Origin of the sequence: Pseudomonas brassicacearum, assembly GCF_009601685.2 — a bacterium.
Lineage (GTDB): Bacteria > Pseudomonadota > Gammaproteobacteria > Pseudomonadales > Pseudomonadaceae > Aquipseudomonas > Aquipseudomonas kilonensis_B.
On sequence record NZ_CP045701.2, the window covers coordinates 4,711,968 to 4,725,371 of the forward strand.

14 protein-coding genes are annotated in these 13,404 nt (G+C 63.3%); 1 reads left to right on the top strand and 13 read right to left on the bottom strand.

From position 1 onward, the window contains the following. Positions 1-20: 20 nt before the first annotated feature. The 11 genes from GFU70_RS20070 to GFU70_RS20120 form a co-directional block, all read right to left on the bottom strand. Positions 21-992 (bottom strand): XdhC family protein, encoded by a 972-nt coding sequence (locus GFU70_RS20070; RefSeq protein ID WP_153388708.1) that lies wholly within the window; start codon positions 990-992, stop codon positions 21-23. Then, on the bottom strand, positions 992-3,307 hold the full coding sequence (locus GFU70_RS20075) for a xanthine dehydrogenase family protein molybdopterin-binding subunit (protein WP_153388709.1): 2,316 nt from the start codon (positions 3,305-3,307) through the stop codon (positions 992-994). The genes GFU70_RS20070 and GFU70_RS20075 overlap by 1 nt, the downstream gene beginning before the upstream one ends. Then, a complete protein-coding gene (locus GFU70_RS20080; RefSeq protein ID WP_058544672.1) occupies positions 3,304-3,774 on the bottom strand; it encodes a (2Fe-2S)-binding protein in 471 nt (156 codons plus the stop codon). The genes GFU70_RS20075 and GFU70_RS20080 overlap by 4 nt, the downstream gene beginning before the upstream one ends. 263 nt (positions 3,775-4,037) lie before the next feature. Continuing rightward, entirely contained in the window at positions 4,038-5,057 is a 1,020-nt protein-coding gene (gene murB, locus GFU70_RS20085) for a UDP-N-acetylmuramate dehydrogenase (protein ID WP_058544673.1), read from the bottom strand. Continuing rightward, positions 5,054-5,518 (bottom strand): low molecular weight protein-tyrosine-phosphatase, encoded by a 465-nt coding sequence (locus GFU70_RS20090; protein WP_153388710.1) that lies wholly within the window; start codon positions 5,516-5,518, stop codon positions 5,054-5,056. Before GFU70_RS20090 ends, murB begins: the two co-directional genes overlap by 4 nt. Further along, positions 5,518-6,282 (bottom strand): 3-deoxy-manno-octulosonate cytidylyltransferase, encoded by a 765-nt coding sequence (gene kdsB / locus GFU70_RS20095; RefSeq protein WP_116641554.1) that lies wholly within the window; start codon positions 6,280-6,282, stop codon positions 5,518-5,520. Before kdsB ends, GFU70_RS20090 begins: the two co-directional genes overlap by 1 nt. Continuing rightward, positions 6,279-6,464 (bottom strand): Trm112 family protein, encoded by a 186-nt coding sequence (locus GFU70_RS20100; RefSeq protein WP_003179363.1) that lies wholly within the window; start codon positions 6,462-6,464, stop codon positions 6,279-6,281. Before GFU70_RS20100 ends, kdsB begins: the two co-directional genes overlap by 4 nt. Positions 6,465-6,487: 23 nt before the next feature. Beyond that, positions 6,488-7,498 carry a tetraacyldisaccharide 4'-kinase gene (gene lpxK / locus GFU70_RS20105; RefSeq protein ID WP_153388711.1) on the bottom strand — a complete coding sequence of 337 codons (1,011 nt, stop codon included), beginning with the start codon at positions 7,496-7,498 and terminating at the stop codon, positions 6,488-6,490. Continuing rightward, complete coding sequence (locus GFU70_RS20110) at positions 7,498-7,926, bottom strand: ExbD/TolR family protein (protein ID WP_058544677.1); 429 nt, start codon at positions 7,924-7,926, stop codon at positions 7,498-7,500. Before GFU70_RS20110 ends, lpxK begins: the two co-directional genes overlap by 1 nt. Then, positions 7,923-8,558: a MotA/TolQ/ExbB proton channel family protein gene (locus tag GFU70_RS20115; RefSeq protein WP_058544678.1), complete on the bottom strand. Its 636-nt coding sequence runs from the start codon at positions 8,556-8,558 to the stop codon at positions 7,923-7,925. The genes GFU70_RS20110 and GFU70_RS20115 overlap by 4 nt, the downstream gene beginning before the upstream one ends. A gap of 95 nt (positions 8,559-8,653) precedes the next feature. Next, positions 8,654-10,900, bottom strand: coding sequence for a DNA internalization-related competence protein ComEC/Rec2 (locus GFU70_RS20120; RefSeq protein WP_064106986.1), 2,247 nt, complete (start codon positions 10,898-10,900; stop codon positions 8,654-8,656). 144 nt (positions 10,901-11,044) lie between these two features. On the opposite strand from GFU70_RS20120, the gene GFU70_RS20125 reads away from it, so the two are divergent. Next, positions 11,045-11,560, top strand: a complete 516-nt coding sequence (locus GFU70_RS20125) for a DUF2062 domain-containing protein (RefSeq protein WP_058542363.1) — start codon at positions 11,045-11,047, stop codon at positions 11,558-11,560. Positions 11,561-11,647: 87 nt separating this feature from the next. Here the strand turns inward: GFU70_RS20125 and GFU70_RS20130 are convergent, their stop codons facing one another. Together GFU70_RS20130 and GFU70_RS20135 are read right to left on the bottom strand one after the other, a co-directional pair. Continuing rightward, positions 11,648-12,427, bottom strand: coding sequence for an ABC transporter permease (locus GFU70_RS20130; RefSeq protein WP_058542366.1), 780 nt, complete (start codon positions 12,425-12,427; stop codon positions 11,648-11,650). 2 nt (positions 12,428-12,429) lie between these two features. Next, entirely contained in the window at positions 12,430-13,362 is a 933-nt protein-coding gene (locus GFU70_RS20135) for an ABC transporter ATP-binding protein (protein ID WP_116641551.1), read from the bottom strand. Between the last annotated feature and the right edge of the window lie 42 nt (positions 13,363-13,404).

The window sequence follows — 13,404 nt, forward strand, 5'->3', positions numbered from 1 at the left end:
ACGCCCTCCTTGCCCATGGCTTACAGCGACTTCTTCTGTCGCAGTTCAACGCCATTCTTGATGGCCACGATTTCGGCCAGCAGCGACAAGGCGATTTCCGCCGGGGTGTGGCTGCCGATGTGCAAGCCGATCGGCCCATGCAAGCGTTCAATGGCCTCTGCTGACAAGCCTAGCTGAGCCAGGTTATCCCGACGCTTCTGGCTGTTGACCCGCGAGCCCAGGGCGCCGACATAAAATGCCTTGGAGTCCAGGGCCGTAAGCAGCGCCATGTCGTCCAGGCGTGGGTCATGGGTCAAGGCCACAATGGCCGTGCGCTCGTCGGTCTGGATGCGTAACACCGCTTCGTCGGGCATTCCCGAGACGAAGCGGCCGTGCTGCTCTTCCCAACCATAGACAAACTCCTTGCGCGGATCGCAAATCAGCACTTCGAAGTCCAGCAGCCGGGCCATTTCCGCCACGTAGCGCGACAGTTGTCCGGCACCAATCAGCAGCAGCCGCCAACGTGGACCGTATATGGCCCGCAGGACCTGCCCATCGAACACCAGGGCGTCGGTCTTGCTGGCCGGGGTCAGAACCACGTTGCCGCTGGCCACCGTCAGCTCACGGGCGACAATCTCATGGGCCTCGCAGCGTTCCAGCAACTGCGCGACCCAGTGTGGATCGCCCACTCGCTCTTCGGTCAGGCGCAGGGTGCCGCCGCACGGCAGACCGAAGCGCGCCGCTTCTTCGCGGGTGACGCCATAGGTGATCAGTTGCACCGGCGGACCGTCCGCCGGAATGCGACCGTCGTGCAGCCGGGCGATCAGGTCATCTTCGACACAACCGCCCGACACCGAACCAATCACCACACCATCTTCGCGCAGGGCCAGCATCGCCCCCGGCGGCCTTGGCGCAGTACCCCAGGTCTGGACCACAGTAAACAGCACCACCCGCTGCCCGGCACGGCGCCACTCAAGCACGCTGCGCAGGACGTTCAGATCGACGCTGTCCATCAGGCCTTCGCCTGCTGCCAGCCTTGCAGTTGATAGCGCACAGGCAGGCTGCGAATCCGCTTGCCGGTGGCGGCGAAGATCGCGTTGCACAGCGCCGGCGCTATCGGCGGCACGCCCGGCTCGCCGACGCCGCCCAACGGCACCTCACCCGGCGGCGTGACCAGATGCACCGCCACTTCCTTGGGCGCCAGGGACATTCGCGCCACTTCGTACATATGGAAATTGTCCTGCTGCACCTTGCCGTCCTTGAAGCTGATTTCACCCACCATCGCATTGCCCAGGCCCATGACGCAGGCGCCCTCGAACTGGGAGCGGATGCGCTCGGGGTTGATCTGCGGACCGCAATCCACGGCGATATCCGCCTTGTGCACGATCACCGTGCCATCGTCCTTGACCTCCACCTCGATCACCGCGGCCACGTAAGTGACGAAGCTGTAATGCACCGCCAACCCCAAGCCACGGCCCTTGGGCAGATCCCGGCCCCAACCGGCGGCCTTCGCGGCGGTTTCCAGCACCGTGCGGATCCGCGCCGTATCGATCGGATAACGCTCGGGGGATTCGCCGTAGTTCCATTCTTCGCTCAAGGTGCGCGGATCGATCTTACGGTCTGGGCCGAGCAATTTGACCTGGTACTTCAGGGGATCCTGGCCGGCCTTGTGGGCCAATTCGTCGATGAAACTCTGGATCGCGAAACCATGGGGGATGTTCGACACCGAGCGATACCAGCCCACCCGGGCATGGGCCACCGCTTCGGGATTCTCCAGGCGCAGGTTGGGGATGGCGTAGGCCATGTTGGTCAGGCCCATGCCTATTTCGAACGGCGCCTCGTGGGTCATGCCCGGTGCAAACAATGCGGTGATGCTCGGAGCCACTGTGCGGTGCAGCCAGCCGGACGGCATACCGTCCTGGTTCAGGCCGGCCTTGAGGTATTCGACCGATACAGTGTGGAAATACGAATGATGAATGTCGTCCTCGCGAGTCCATTGCACCCGTATCGGCTGGCCTGGAAACTCCTTGGCGAGCACGGCCGCTTCAACGACAAAGTCGGGTTTGGACTTGCGTCCGAAACCGCCGCCCAGCAACGTGATGTTCACCGTGACCTTCTCGAAAGGAATGCCCAGGCGTTCGGCGACACGCTCACGGGTCACCTGCGGTGCCTGGCTCGGTGCCCAGGCCTCGCATTGGCCGTCCTTGAACCTGGCGACGGCAACCATCGGTTCCATGGGTGACTGGGACAGGTGCGGCAAGTAATACGAGGCCTCCAACGTCGAATCCGCCTTGGCCAGTGCGTCGTCGAGGTCGCCGCTGCTGCGCACGACTTTTCCGGGCTTGAGGGCGGCCGCTTCCAGCTCCTTGCGATAGGCAATGGAGTCATAACCGGCGTTCGGACCGTCGTCCCACTGGATTTTCAGCGCCTCGCGGCCCTTGATCGCCGCCCAGGTATTCTTCGCCACCACCGCCACGCCGCCCAATGGCTGGAATTCCGAAGGCAGCGGGCGACTTTCGATCTGCACCACCTTGATCACGCCCGGTACTTTCAGCGCCGCGCTGCTGTCCACGCTCTTGACCTTGCCACCGTAGACCGGCGGGCGCGCGATGACGGCGTAGAGCATGCCGTCGAAATGCACATCGGCACCGAACACGGCACGGCCGTTGACGATGTCCGCACCATCGATGGCCCGGCTCGCTTCCTTGCCGATGTAGCGAAACTCCGATGGCTGCTTGAGGCGCAGGCTGTCACGCCCCGGTACCGGCAAGGCACTGGCAGCAGCGGCCAATTCGCCATAGCCCAGCTCACGCCCCGAAGGCTGGTGCAGCACTTTGTGCAGTTGCGCACGGCATTCACTCACCGGCACCTTCCACTGCGCAGCGGCAGCCAATTCCAGCATGGTCCGGGCGGCAGCACCGCAACGGCGCATCGGCTCGTACCAATGACGCATGCTGCGCGAGCCGTCGGTGTCCTGGTTGCCGAAACGCGCCTCATCGGCCGGTGCCTGTTGCACCTTCACACGCGCCCAGTCGGCCTCCAGCTCATCGGCCACGACCATGCTCAGGCTGGTGCGCACACCCTGGCCCATTTCCGAGCGGTTACAGATCACGGTCACGCTGCCATCAGCGGCAATGCTGACGTACACCTTCGGGTCGTCGACCGCGCCATGGGGCATGCCCTCGGCACCGAATTTCTTTTCCTCGGCAAAGGCCTCCGGCAGGCCCCACGTGGCCGCCAGCACCAGCACACCGGTGGCACTCGCGCCTTTGAGGAAGCCACGACGGCTGAGGTTGCTCAGGACAAAATCATCGGGCAAGCGGCTCATGCCTTGGCCTCCTTCAGGTGAGTGGAGGCCTGGCGGATCGCGGTCTTGATCCGGTTGTAGGTGCCGCAACGGCAGAGATTGCCAACCATGGCCTCTTCGATTTGCTCATCACTCGGGTTGGGGTTGGTCTTGAGTAATGCAGTAGCGGACATGATCTGCCCGCCCTGGCAGTAACCACACTGGGCAACGGCAGTGTCGAGCCAGGCCTTCTGGACGATTTGCCCGACCGGGTCAGTATGAAGCCCGTCGATGGTGCTGATGTCCTGCCCTTTCACCGAGCCGATGGGCGTGATGCAACTGCGCGCCGGGGCGCCGTCGATGTGGATGGTGCAGGCGCCACACAGGCCCATGCCGCAGCCGAATTTGGTGCCGTTGTAACCGGCCACATCCCGGATAGCCCACAGCAGCGGCATGTCCTCGGTCACGTCCAGTTGATGGTCTTTTCCATTGAGTTTCAGGGTAATCATGGGCACGCCGCATAGTGATCGAGTTATGGGGTCGAGCAATCTGCCGCTTAGGTAACGGTTCGGTTGTCGCAGACTGACTCAGGCTGATCAGGCTCTCTTATGCCGGCGCACGCAGGCGTCTGCATCGGGCCTTTAGGATGCGATGGTCGCATCGTTAGGAAGCTAAATTAACCCAGGATCACGCAAAACGCCCTGCACAATCCTGCACAAATGCTCGTGTGCAGGGCGTGCAGGGCGTTTTTCAGGCGCTTGCGAAAAGTCGCTCAGTACCGATTGGGCTCCATTTCCAGTTCGACCTGGAAACGTTCGGCAATGTCTTTCTGGATGCGCAGGGCCAGGTCCAGAAGTTGCGGGCCCGTGGCGCTGCCGTAGTTGACCAGCACCAACGCCTGCAACTTGTGCACCCCGGCGTCACCCTCGCGAAAACCCTTCCAGCCAGCGCGCTCGATCAACCAACCGGCGGCGATTTTCATCTGCCCTCCAGGCTGTGGATAAGCCACAAGGTCAGGGAATTGCAGCTTGAGTTGCGCCACGTGCGTGGCCGGCACCAGCGGGTTCTTGAAGAAGCTGCCGGCATTGCCCAGCACGGCCGGGTCGGGGAGTTTTTCGCTGCGGATGCTGCAGATGGCCCGACTCACGTCCGTGGGCGTCGGCTGATCGATGCCCTGTTCGGTCAATCGCTGGCGGACCGGACCGTACTCCAGGTGCAAGTGTGCGGCGCGACTGAGGGCAAAACGCACCCGCAGTATCAACCAGCGCCCCACCTGCTGCTTGAACACGCTGTCGCGGTAGGCGAAACAGCACTCCTCCAGGGTGAACTCGCGCAGCTCACCGGTCTGGCGATCCAGCGCGGTGAGGCCGGCGAAGACATCCTTGATCTCCACACCGTAGGCGCCGATGTTTTGCATCGGTGCCGCGCCCACGGTGCCGGGGATCAGGCTGAGGTTCTCCAACCCGGACCAGCCTTGCGCCAGCGTATGCTGGACGAACGGGTGCCAGGGTTCCCCGGCTTCGGCCTCGACCACCACCCGTTCGCCGTCATCGCTGAGCAAACGAATGCCGTGGCTGGCCATGCGCAACACCAAGGCGTCGATGTCACCGGTCAGCAGCAGGTTGCTGCCACCGCCGATTACCAGCAGCGGCACGGCATGCTCGGCGCCATAGGCCAGCGCCTGGCGAACATCGCCATCGCTGTGGGCTTCAGCGAACAACCGGGCAGTGACGTCCACACCAAAGCTGTTGAAGGGCTTGAGGCTGACGCCCGCCCGAACCTGCAAGGTCATAACCGCCCCTTCAATTCGATCACCAGGCGATCGGTAGCGCGTTCGATCAGGTCCAGCACTTGCTCGAAGCCCTGCTCGCCGTCGTAGTACGGGTCCGGCACATCGTCGAGTTCGGCTTCGTAGCGACGCAGGAACAGGTCCAGTTCGGCCCTGCCACTGGCCGGTTGCAGGGCCTTGAGGTGGCGCAGGTTGCTGCTGTCCATCGCCAGGATCAGGTCGTAGGTGGCGAAGTCGGCACGGGTCACCTGTTGCGCGCGCTGGGCCGACAAGTCGTAGCCACGCTTCAGGGCCGCCGCCTGGCTGCGCTTGTCCGGCGCTTTGCCGACGTGCCAGTCACCGGTGCCGGCGGAAGCGACTTCCACCTGCCCGGTCAGCCCGGCGTCGCGCAACTTGTGGCGCAGGATGCCTTCGGCGGTGGGCGAGCGGCAGATGTTGCCGAGGCAGACGAACAGGACCCGCATCAGGCCTCCAGCAGGCGACGAACGCGCTCGAGGTCTTCGGCAGTGTCGACGCCGGTCGGCGGGGCGATCAGCGCATCGGCGACGTGGATTCGCACGCCGTGCCACAGGGCACGTAGCTGTTCCAGGGCTTCAGTGTTTTCCAGCCAGCACGGGCCCCAAGCGACGAAGTCCTGGAGAAAGCCTGCGCGGTAGGCATAAATACCGATGTGACGGCGGTATGGCACGCCTTCCGGCATCACGTCACGGCTTTGGGCGAATGCGTCCCGCGCCCAAGGCAACGTCGCGCGGCTGAAGGTCAACGCCAGGCCATTGAGGTCACTGACCACCTTGACCACGTTGGGGTTGAACAGCGTCTGCACATCCTTGATCGGCTCGGCCAGGGTGGCCATGCGCGCCTCGGTGTGGGCCGCAAGGTTGGCGGCGACCTGATCGATCACGCTCGGCGGGATCAACGGCTCGTCACCTTGCACATTGACGACGATCGCGTCGGCGGCAAGACCGAGTTTCGCCGCGACCTCCGCCAGGCGATCAGTGCCGGAATTATGGTCTTCACGCGTCAGGACGACTTCGGCGCCAAAGCCTTTGCAGGCCTCCACGATGCGCGCATCGTCAGTCGCCACCACCACACGCTGGGCGCTGCTTTTGCAGGCCTGCTCCCAGACATGCTGGATCATCGGCTTGCCGGCAATCGACAGCAACGGCTTGCCGGGCAGGCGCGTCGAGGCGAAGCGCGACGGAATGACAACGGTAAAGGCTGCGGTCATTTATCCAGGCGCTCGTCGGTGGTCAGGGTGCGGGCTTCGCTTTCGAGCATCACCGGGATGCCGTCGCGAATCGGGTAGGCCAGGCCGGCGCCCTTGCTGATCAGTTCGGTCTTGTCGGCGCTGAGCTTGAGCGGGCCTTTGCAGACCGGGCAGGCCAGAATATCGAGCAGTTTGGTGTCCATGGAATTCCCCTGGATAAAAGGTTTTAAGGCAAAAGCCGATCCGGCAACAGGCGCATCAACTGCGTATCGAACCAGGCCGCGAAGGCCGGTGACGGCGCGGCGTCTACCGCCAGGTACCACCAGTCGGGGCCGGCGAAGGCACGGCATTTGACTGCGTCCTTTTCCGTCATGACCACCGGCAGCGATGGCGTGAAACTCAGGGCCTGGGCGCTGTATTCGGCGTGGTCGGCAAACCCATGCGGTATTGGCCGCCAGTGTAGCGTTTCGAGGGTCTTGAAGAAACGCTGGGGATTGCCGATGCCGGCCACGGCATGCAGGGCCTGGCCGGGTGGGAAATGCTCAAGGGAGCGCCGTTCGCCGCTGGCCAGGTTCACCAGTACGGTGGGACGCAACTCGAAGGCGAAACCGTCTTCGCGGTCGGCGCTGGCGCCGTTGTACAGCACCGCGTCGACCGATTGCAGGCGCTCGACCGGCTCGCGCAACGGTCCGGCAGGCAGGCAACGCTGGTTGCCCAGGCCACGGGCGTTGTCGATCAACACCAACTCGAGGTCCCGGGCCATTCGATAATGCTGCATGCCGTCGTCGGACAGGATCAGGTCCAGCGGTTCGGCCTCCAGCAACGCCTGGATCGCGCGACTGCGATCAGGGTCGATCATCAACGGCACACCTGTGCGCTGGACGATCAACAGCGGCTCATCACCCGCGACATCGGCGCCCTGCTCGGCCGCGACGCGCCACGGCAGCTGCGGCGGCTTGGCGCCGTACCCCCGGCTGACCACACCGACCCGCAGGCCACTGCGCTGGCAGTGCTGGATCATCCACAAAATCAACGGCGTCTTGCCGGTGCCGCCGACCGTGATATTGCCCACCACCACCAACGGCACGGGGGGCTGGTAGATCGACCCTTCACCCGCCAGGAAACGCTCGCGCTTACCCACCACCACCCGTCGGTACAACCACTCCAGCGGCCGTAGCAGGGTCAGGGCCGGGTGACCTTCGTACCACGCGGCAAGCAATCGATCGGACATGGCCATCAGGGTGCGGGAGCCGCCTCGACCGTGGTCATGCGCAGATGGCTGAAACCGAGCTTGCCGGCCGCGTCCATGGCGGTGATCACCGATTGATGAGGGGTCTTGCCGTCAGCGCTGATGGACAGCGGCAGGGTGGTGTCGCCGCCAGACTCCTTCTGCAGGGCCTCGATCAGGCTCGCCAGGTCGCTCTTGGGCAGCAATTGGTTATTCACCGAGAACGCCCCTTCGGCGCTGATGGTGATTTCCAGGTTCTTCAGTTGCTGGTCTTCGGCCGGCGAGCCGCTGACGGCCTGCGGCAATTCAACCTTGAGCTGGGTTTCCCGGGTGAATGTGGTGGTCACGACGAAAAACAGCAGCAGGATGAACACCACGTCGATCAGGGACGCGAGGTTGATCTCGATGTTTTCCCGTGGCTTGCGGCGGAATTTCACTTCTTGCCCCCAGCCAGGTCCACGTCACGGTCCCCCTGCACCACCTCGACCAGCTTGATGGCTTCCTGCTCCATGCCGACCACCAACTCGTCGACGCGGCGTTGCAGGAACCGGTGGAAGAACACGGCCGGAATACCCACCATCAGGCCGGCGGCGGTGGTGATCAAGGCTTTGGAAATGCCCCCCGCCAGTACTGCGGCGTTAGTGGTCATGCCGGAGCCGGTGAACGCGCTGAAGATGTCGATCATGCCCAGCACCGTACCCAGCAGGCCCAACAGGGGGGACATGGCGGCGATGGTCCCCAGGGTGCTGATATAGCGCTCCAGTTCATGGATGACCCGGGCAGCGGCTTCCTCGATGCACTCCTTCATGATCTCGCGACCATGCTTGGAGTTCGCCAGGCCGGCGGCGAGGACCTCCCCCAGCGGCGAGCTGGCACGCAGCTCCTTGAGCTTGTCCTTGTTCAGTTGCTTGTCCTTGATCCAGACCCAGACCTGCCCGAGCAGATGCTCCGGGGTCACGCGGCTGGCCCGCAGGGTCCACAGGCGTTCGGCAACGATACCCAGTGCCACGATGGAACTCAGAATGATCGGCAACATCATCCAGCCGCCGGATTTGACCAATTCCCACACAGTGACTGCCCCCTCGAAAAAGTGCGCCACTTTATCACACAGACTCGCGTTGCAGACCCGCCCCACCGATAAGCGCATCAGCCGATTGCGCTGGATCAATATTGCCCCGGTGGCCCGACTGCGGGCGAATCACGCCAATAACGTCGGTGCCTGGCCTCGGCGCGCGGCACCTCGAAAGCCCCCAATTGCAGACGAATGGCGCCCTGCTCGGCGCTGTCGTAGATCGCCAGGCCCGAGCGTCGATACCGGGCGATCACCTGGGGATGAGGGTGGCCGAACGCGTTGCCCTGCCCTCGGGAGATCAATACCGAATGCGGCTTGAGACGTGACAGCAACGCCATCGACGACGAACTGCGGCTGCCGTGATGCGGCGCGGCCAGCCACTGGATCGGCACCGCCAGGGCCTCGTCGAGCAAAGCGCGCTCGGCAGGGGTGTCGATATCGCCGGTCAGCAGCAGGCGCTCGCCGCCGGCCTCGACCAGCAAGACGCAGGACTTCTGGTTGCTCTCGACAGCAGAGGCCCACCGCCACAGCTCGAACCCGACCCCGTCCCATTCCCAGCGCCTGCCACTGTCACAAGGCCCGGCCAGCAGCTCGGCGGGCAGCGCGTCAGGATCGCCGCTGATCACTTCCATCGTTGGCAACCCATTGCGCACGGCACGGGCACCGCCAGCATGATCGGCGTCGGCATGGCTGAGCAACATCAGGTCCAAGCCGCGCACACCCAATTTGCGCAAGGTCGGCAGCACGACGCGCTCGCCCACGTCAGCCTCGCCAAAGCGCGGCCCGGCGTCGTAAAGCAGGGTGTGCCGCCGAGTCCGCACCAACACCGCCAACCCTTGGCCCACGTCCAATTGCCAGATCTCGGCTTGCCCTTGCGGCAGGTGTTCTTGCGGTGGAAAAACCATCAGCAACACCATCGGCCACCCCAGTACACGCAGCGGCACACCTTTGGGCAACAGCAGCAAAAAAGCACCGAAGGCGGCGATACCCAAGGCCCAGGGCGGGACTGCAGTCGGGACCCAGGCCGGCATTCGTCCGGCAACCAGCGTCAGCCCCTTGAACAGCAGATCGAGCAGCCCTCCGGCGATCCACAGCAGACTTTCGCCCATGAGCGGCACCGGCAACAACGCCGTGCCAAGCAGCGCTGGCGGCAATACCAACAGGCTGATCCAAGGCACCGCGAGCAGGTTCACCAATGGCCCGCTGAGGCTGACCGGCAAGCCCACGATCAACAACAACGGACACAGGCCGAGCGCAACCAGCCACTGGGCACGGGTCCAGGTCTGCCACCAGCGCCAGGGCCCCAGGCGAGCGCCAAAGGTGAACATCAATATGGCGACGGCCGCAAACGACAACCAGAACCCCGGCCGCAAGCTGGCAAGCGGGTCGAACACCAGCACCCCGACGAAGGCCAGCAGCCATGCCCACCACGGATCTGGCTGTTTGAAACGCCAGCGCCACAGCAACACCAGGCCGATCATCGCGCAGGCCCGTCGCACCGGCACCTCGAAGCCGGCGAGCAAGCCGTAGCCCAGAGCGGCGCAGAAGGCCAACGCACAAGCCCAAGGCAACCAGGCCAGCCCCACCGGCCACAGGCCATAACGCGCCGCACCGGCCACCAACAGGTACACCAGGCCGGCGAGCAGGCCAATGTGTTGCCCGGAGATCACCAGCAAGTGGACGGTGCCGGTGTCTTGCAGCACCTGCCAATCCTCGCGACTCAGCCCGCCCCCGTCGCCCAGGACCAGAGCCGCCAGCGCACCGGAGCGACCGTGGGCATCGACCTGTGCCAGCGCCTGGCGCACCTCATCGCGCCAGGCCCCCCGGGCCGCTTGCAGGAGACGGCCATCCTTGATCGTACCGGTCGCGCCGACGCCGCGGCTCAGCAACCAGGCGGCATAGTCGAAGCCGTGCGGGTTCAACAGCCCGGAGGGCCGCTTGAGCTTCACCGCCAATCGCCATCGTTCGCCGCTGCTGACCGGCGGACCACCGAACCAGGCAAGGCGCATCGTCGCCGGTAGTCGGGTACGACGTGAGTGGGCATCGGCCAGTTCGAAGCGCACCACGCCTTCGCCCTGTTGCGGCAAACCGACCACCCGCCCCTCGACCCAGCGGGTTTCGCCGTCGAGCGCGATGGGTAACCGTTCGTCCAGCGCACACTGCGCCGACAGGCAGGCCCAGGCCAGCCCGAACAGGAAAAAACCCAGTGGATAGGTTCGAAACGGCAACGCCATCAATGCCAGCACCGGCATGGCAGCAATCAGCCACAACGGCGGCAGTACCGGCAAAAAAATCGGGGCCAACAGCCCCAGTGCAAGCGCGACTAACCCTGTGCGCATAACCCGTCCTTGAGAGTACCCTCTTGAGGCATAGACGGTCCGCGGCACCGCGGGCGTTATCAATTGTCACAAAGTCTGAATCTGTCGACCGTAGAATCCGGACATACTTGCGGCCTTAATGCGTTGAACCGACCGAGAAGCCTTATGCCCCGGCGCCTTTTCAAACGTTACATGCCAGACCCAGAGAGCATTCGGGAACATAAATCCTTACGTTTTCTCGGCACCCTGCTGCACGATCCCAACCTTTGGCACCTCAATCGGCACTCTGTAGCCCGGGCGATGGCTGTCGGCCTGTTTGCCGCATTCTTGCCGATCCCGTTGCAAATGTTGCTGGCCGCCGCACTGGCCATCACGGTGCGCGGCAACATGCCGATTGCGGTGAGCCTGGTGTGGCTGACCAATCCGATCACCATGCCGGCGGTATTCTTCTGCACTTACCAGGCTGGCGCCTGGCTGATGGACGTGCCCGCCCGGACGCTGCCCGAAGAACTGACCTGGGAATGGATCAGCGGCCAGTTGTCCACCTTGTGGCAGCCGTTCCTGCTCGGTTCGGTGGTGACCGGCCTGGTACTCGGTTCCCTCGCCTACTTCGTCACCATGAGTTACTGGCGCTGGTGGGTCGCCCGACAGTGGAAGCGGCGCAAGAAAAGCCGGATGTGAAATGCAAAAAGGCCTCCTGGGAATGGAGGCCTTTTTAGTGGCGCTTCGACTGGCGCTATCGCGAGCAATCTCGCTCCCACAGGGGGGTTAGGTACGCATCCCGCGCCCGCTGACCAGCAACCGCGCGCAACCGAGGTAAAGCACCACGGTCGCCACCAGCATGAAGGTAATGGCGATGCTGATCTTGATGTCCGACACCCCGAGAATGCCGTAGCGAAAGGCGTTGACCATGTGCAGCACCGGGTTGGCCAAGGACACGGTCTGCCAGAACGGCGGCAGCAGGGAAATCGAGTAGAACACCCCGCCCAGGTAGGTCAGCGGCGTCAGCACGAACGTCGGGATGATGGAGATGTCATCGAAGTTGCGCGCAAACACGGCATTGATGAAACCCAGCAGTGAAAAGATCGTGGCCGTGAGTACCACCACCAATACCGTTACCCCCAGGTGATGCACCTGCAAATGGGTGAAGAACAACGACAACAGGGTCACGATCAGGCCCACCGCCAGGCCTCGCAGCACACCGCCCAGGGTGTAGCCGATGAGGATCGTATGGGGCGACACTGGCGAAACCATCAGTTCTTCGATCGAACGCTGGAACTTGCTGCCGAAGAAACTGGACACCACGTTGCCGTAGGAGTTGGTGATCACCGACATCATGATCAGCCCCGGCACGATGTAGTCCATGTAGGTGAAACCACCCATGTCGCCAATTTGCCGGCCGATCAGGTTACCGAAGATCACGAAGTACAAGACCATGGTGATGGCGGGCGGCAGCAACGTCTGCGGCCAGATCCGCATGAAACGCCGGACTTCACGGTAAACGATGGTATTGAGGGCGATGAGGTTGGGGCGCAGTTCGGAACTCATGCTCATACCGCCACCTTCGCCAGATTTTTCTCCACCAGGGACACGAACAACTCCTCGAGGCGATTGGTTTTGTTGCGCAAGCTCTGCACTTCAATGTTTTGCAGCGCCAGTTGGGCGAACAAGCCGGTAATGCCCACGGCTTTGTCCACCTGGACTTCCAGGGTGTGGCTGTCTACCAGGCGGGCTGGATAACCCATGAGCTGGGGTGCCGCCTTAAGGTCGTTTTTCAGGTCCAGCAGGAAGGTTTCCACATGCAGTTGGCTGAGCAACTGGCGCATGCTGGTGTTCTCGACGATGGTGCCGTGGTCGATGATGCCGATGTTGCGGCACAACTGCTCAGCCTCTTCCAGGTAATGGGTAGTGAGGATGATGGTGATGCCTTTCTGGTTCAGCTCGGTGAGGAAGCTCCACATCGAACGACGCAGTTCGATGTCCACGCCAGCGGTCGGTTCGTCGAGGATCAGCAGGCGCGGCTCATGCACCAGCGCGCGGGCAATCATCAGGCGACGCTTCATGCCGCCGGACAATGAACGGGACGGCACGTCGCGCTTGTCCCACAGGCCCAGTTGGGTCAGGTACTGCTCGGCGCGCTCGTTGGCGATCTTCGGCGGAATGCCGTAGTAACCGGCCTGGGTCACGACGATGTCGAAGGTCTTTTCGAACTGGTTGAAGTTGAACTCCTGGGGCACCACGCCGATGCAGCGCTTGAGGGCGGCGGGCTCGCGGTCCAGGTCATGACCAAAGACATTCACCGTGCCGCTGGTCTTGTTCACCAGCGTGGAAAGAATGCCGATGGTGGTGGATTTACCGGCACCGTTCGGGCCGAGCAAGGCGAAGAAATCACCTTCGGCGACGTCCAGATCGATACCACTCAAGGCCTGGAAACCGTTGCCGTAGGTTTTGGTTAGCTGCCGGATGGACAGAGCGGAACTCATATCGGATTACGCACCAAGAAGGGAGGGAGGAAAGAATAGATA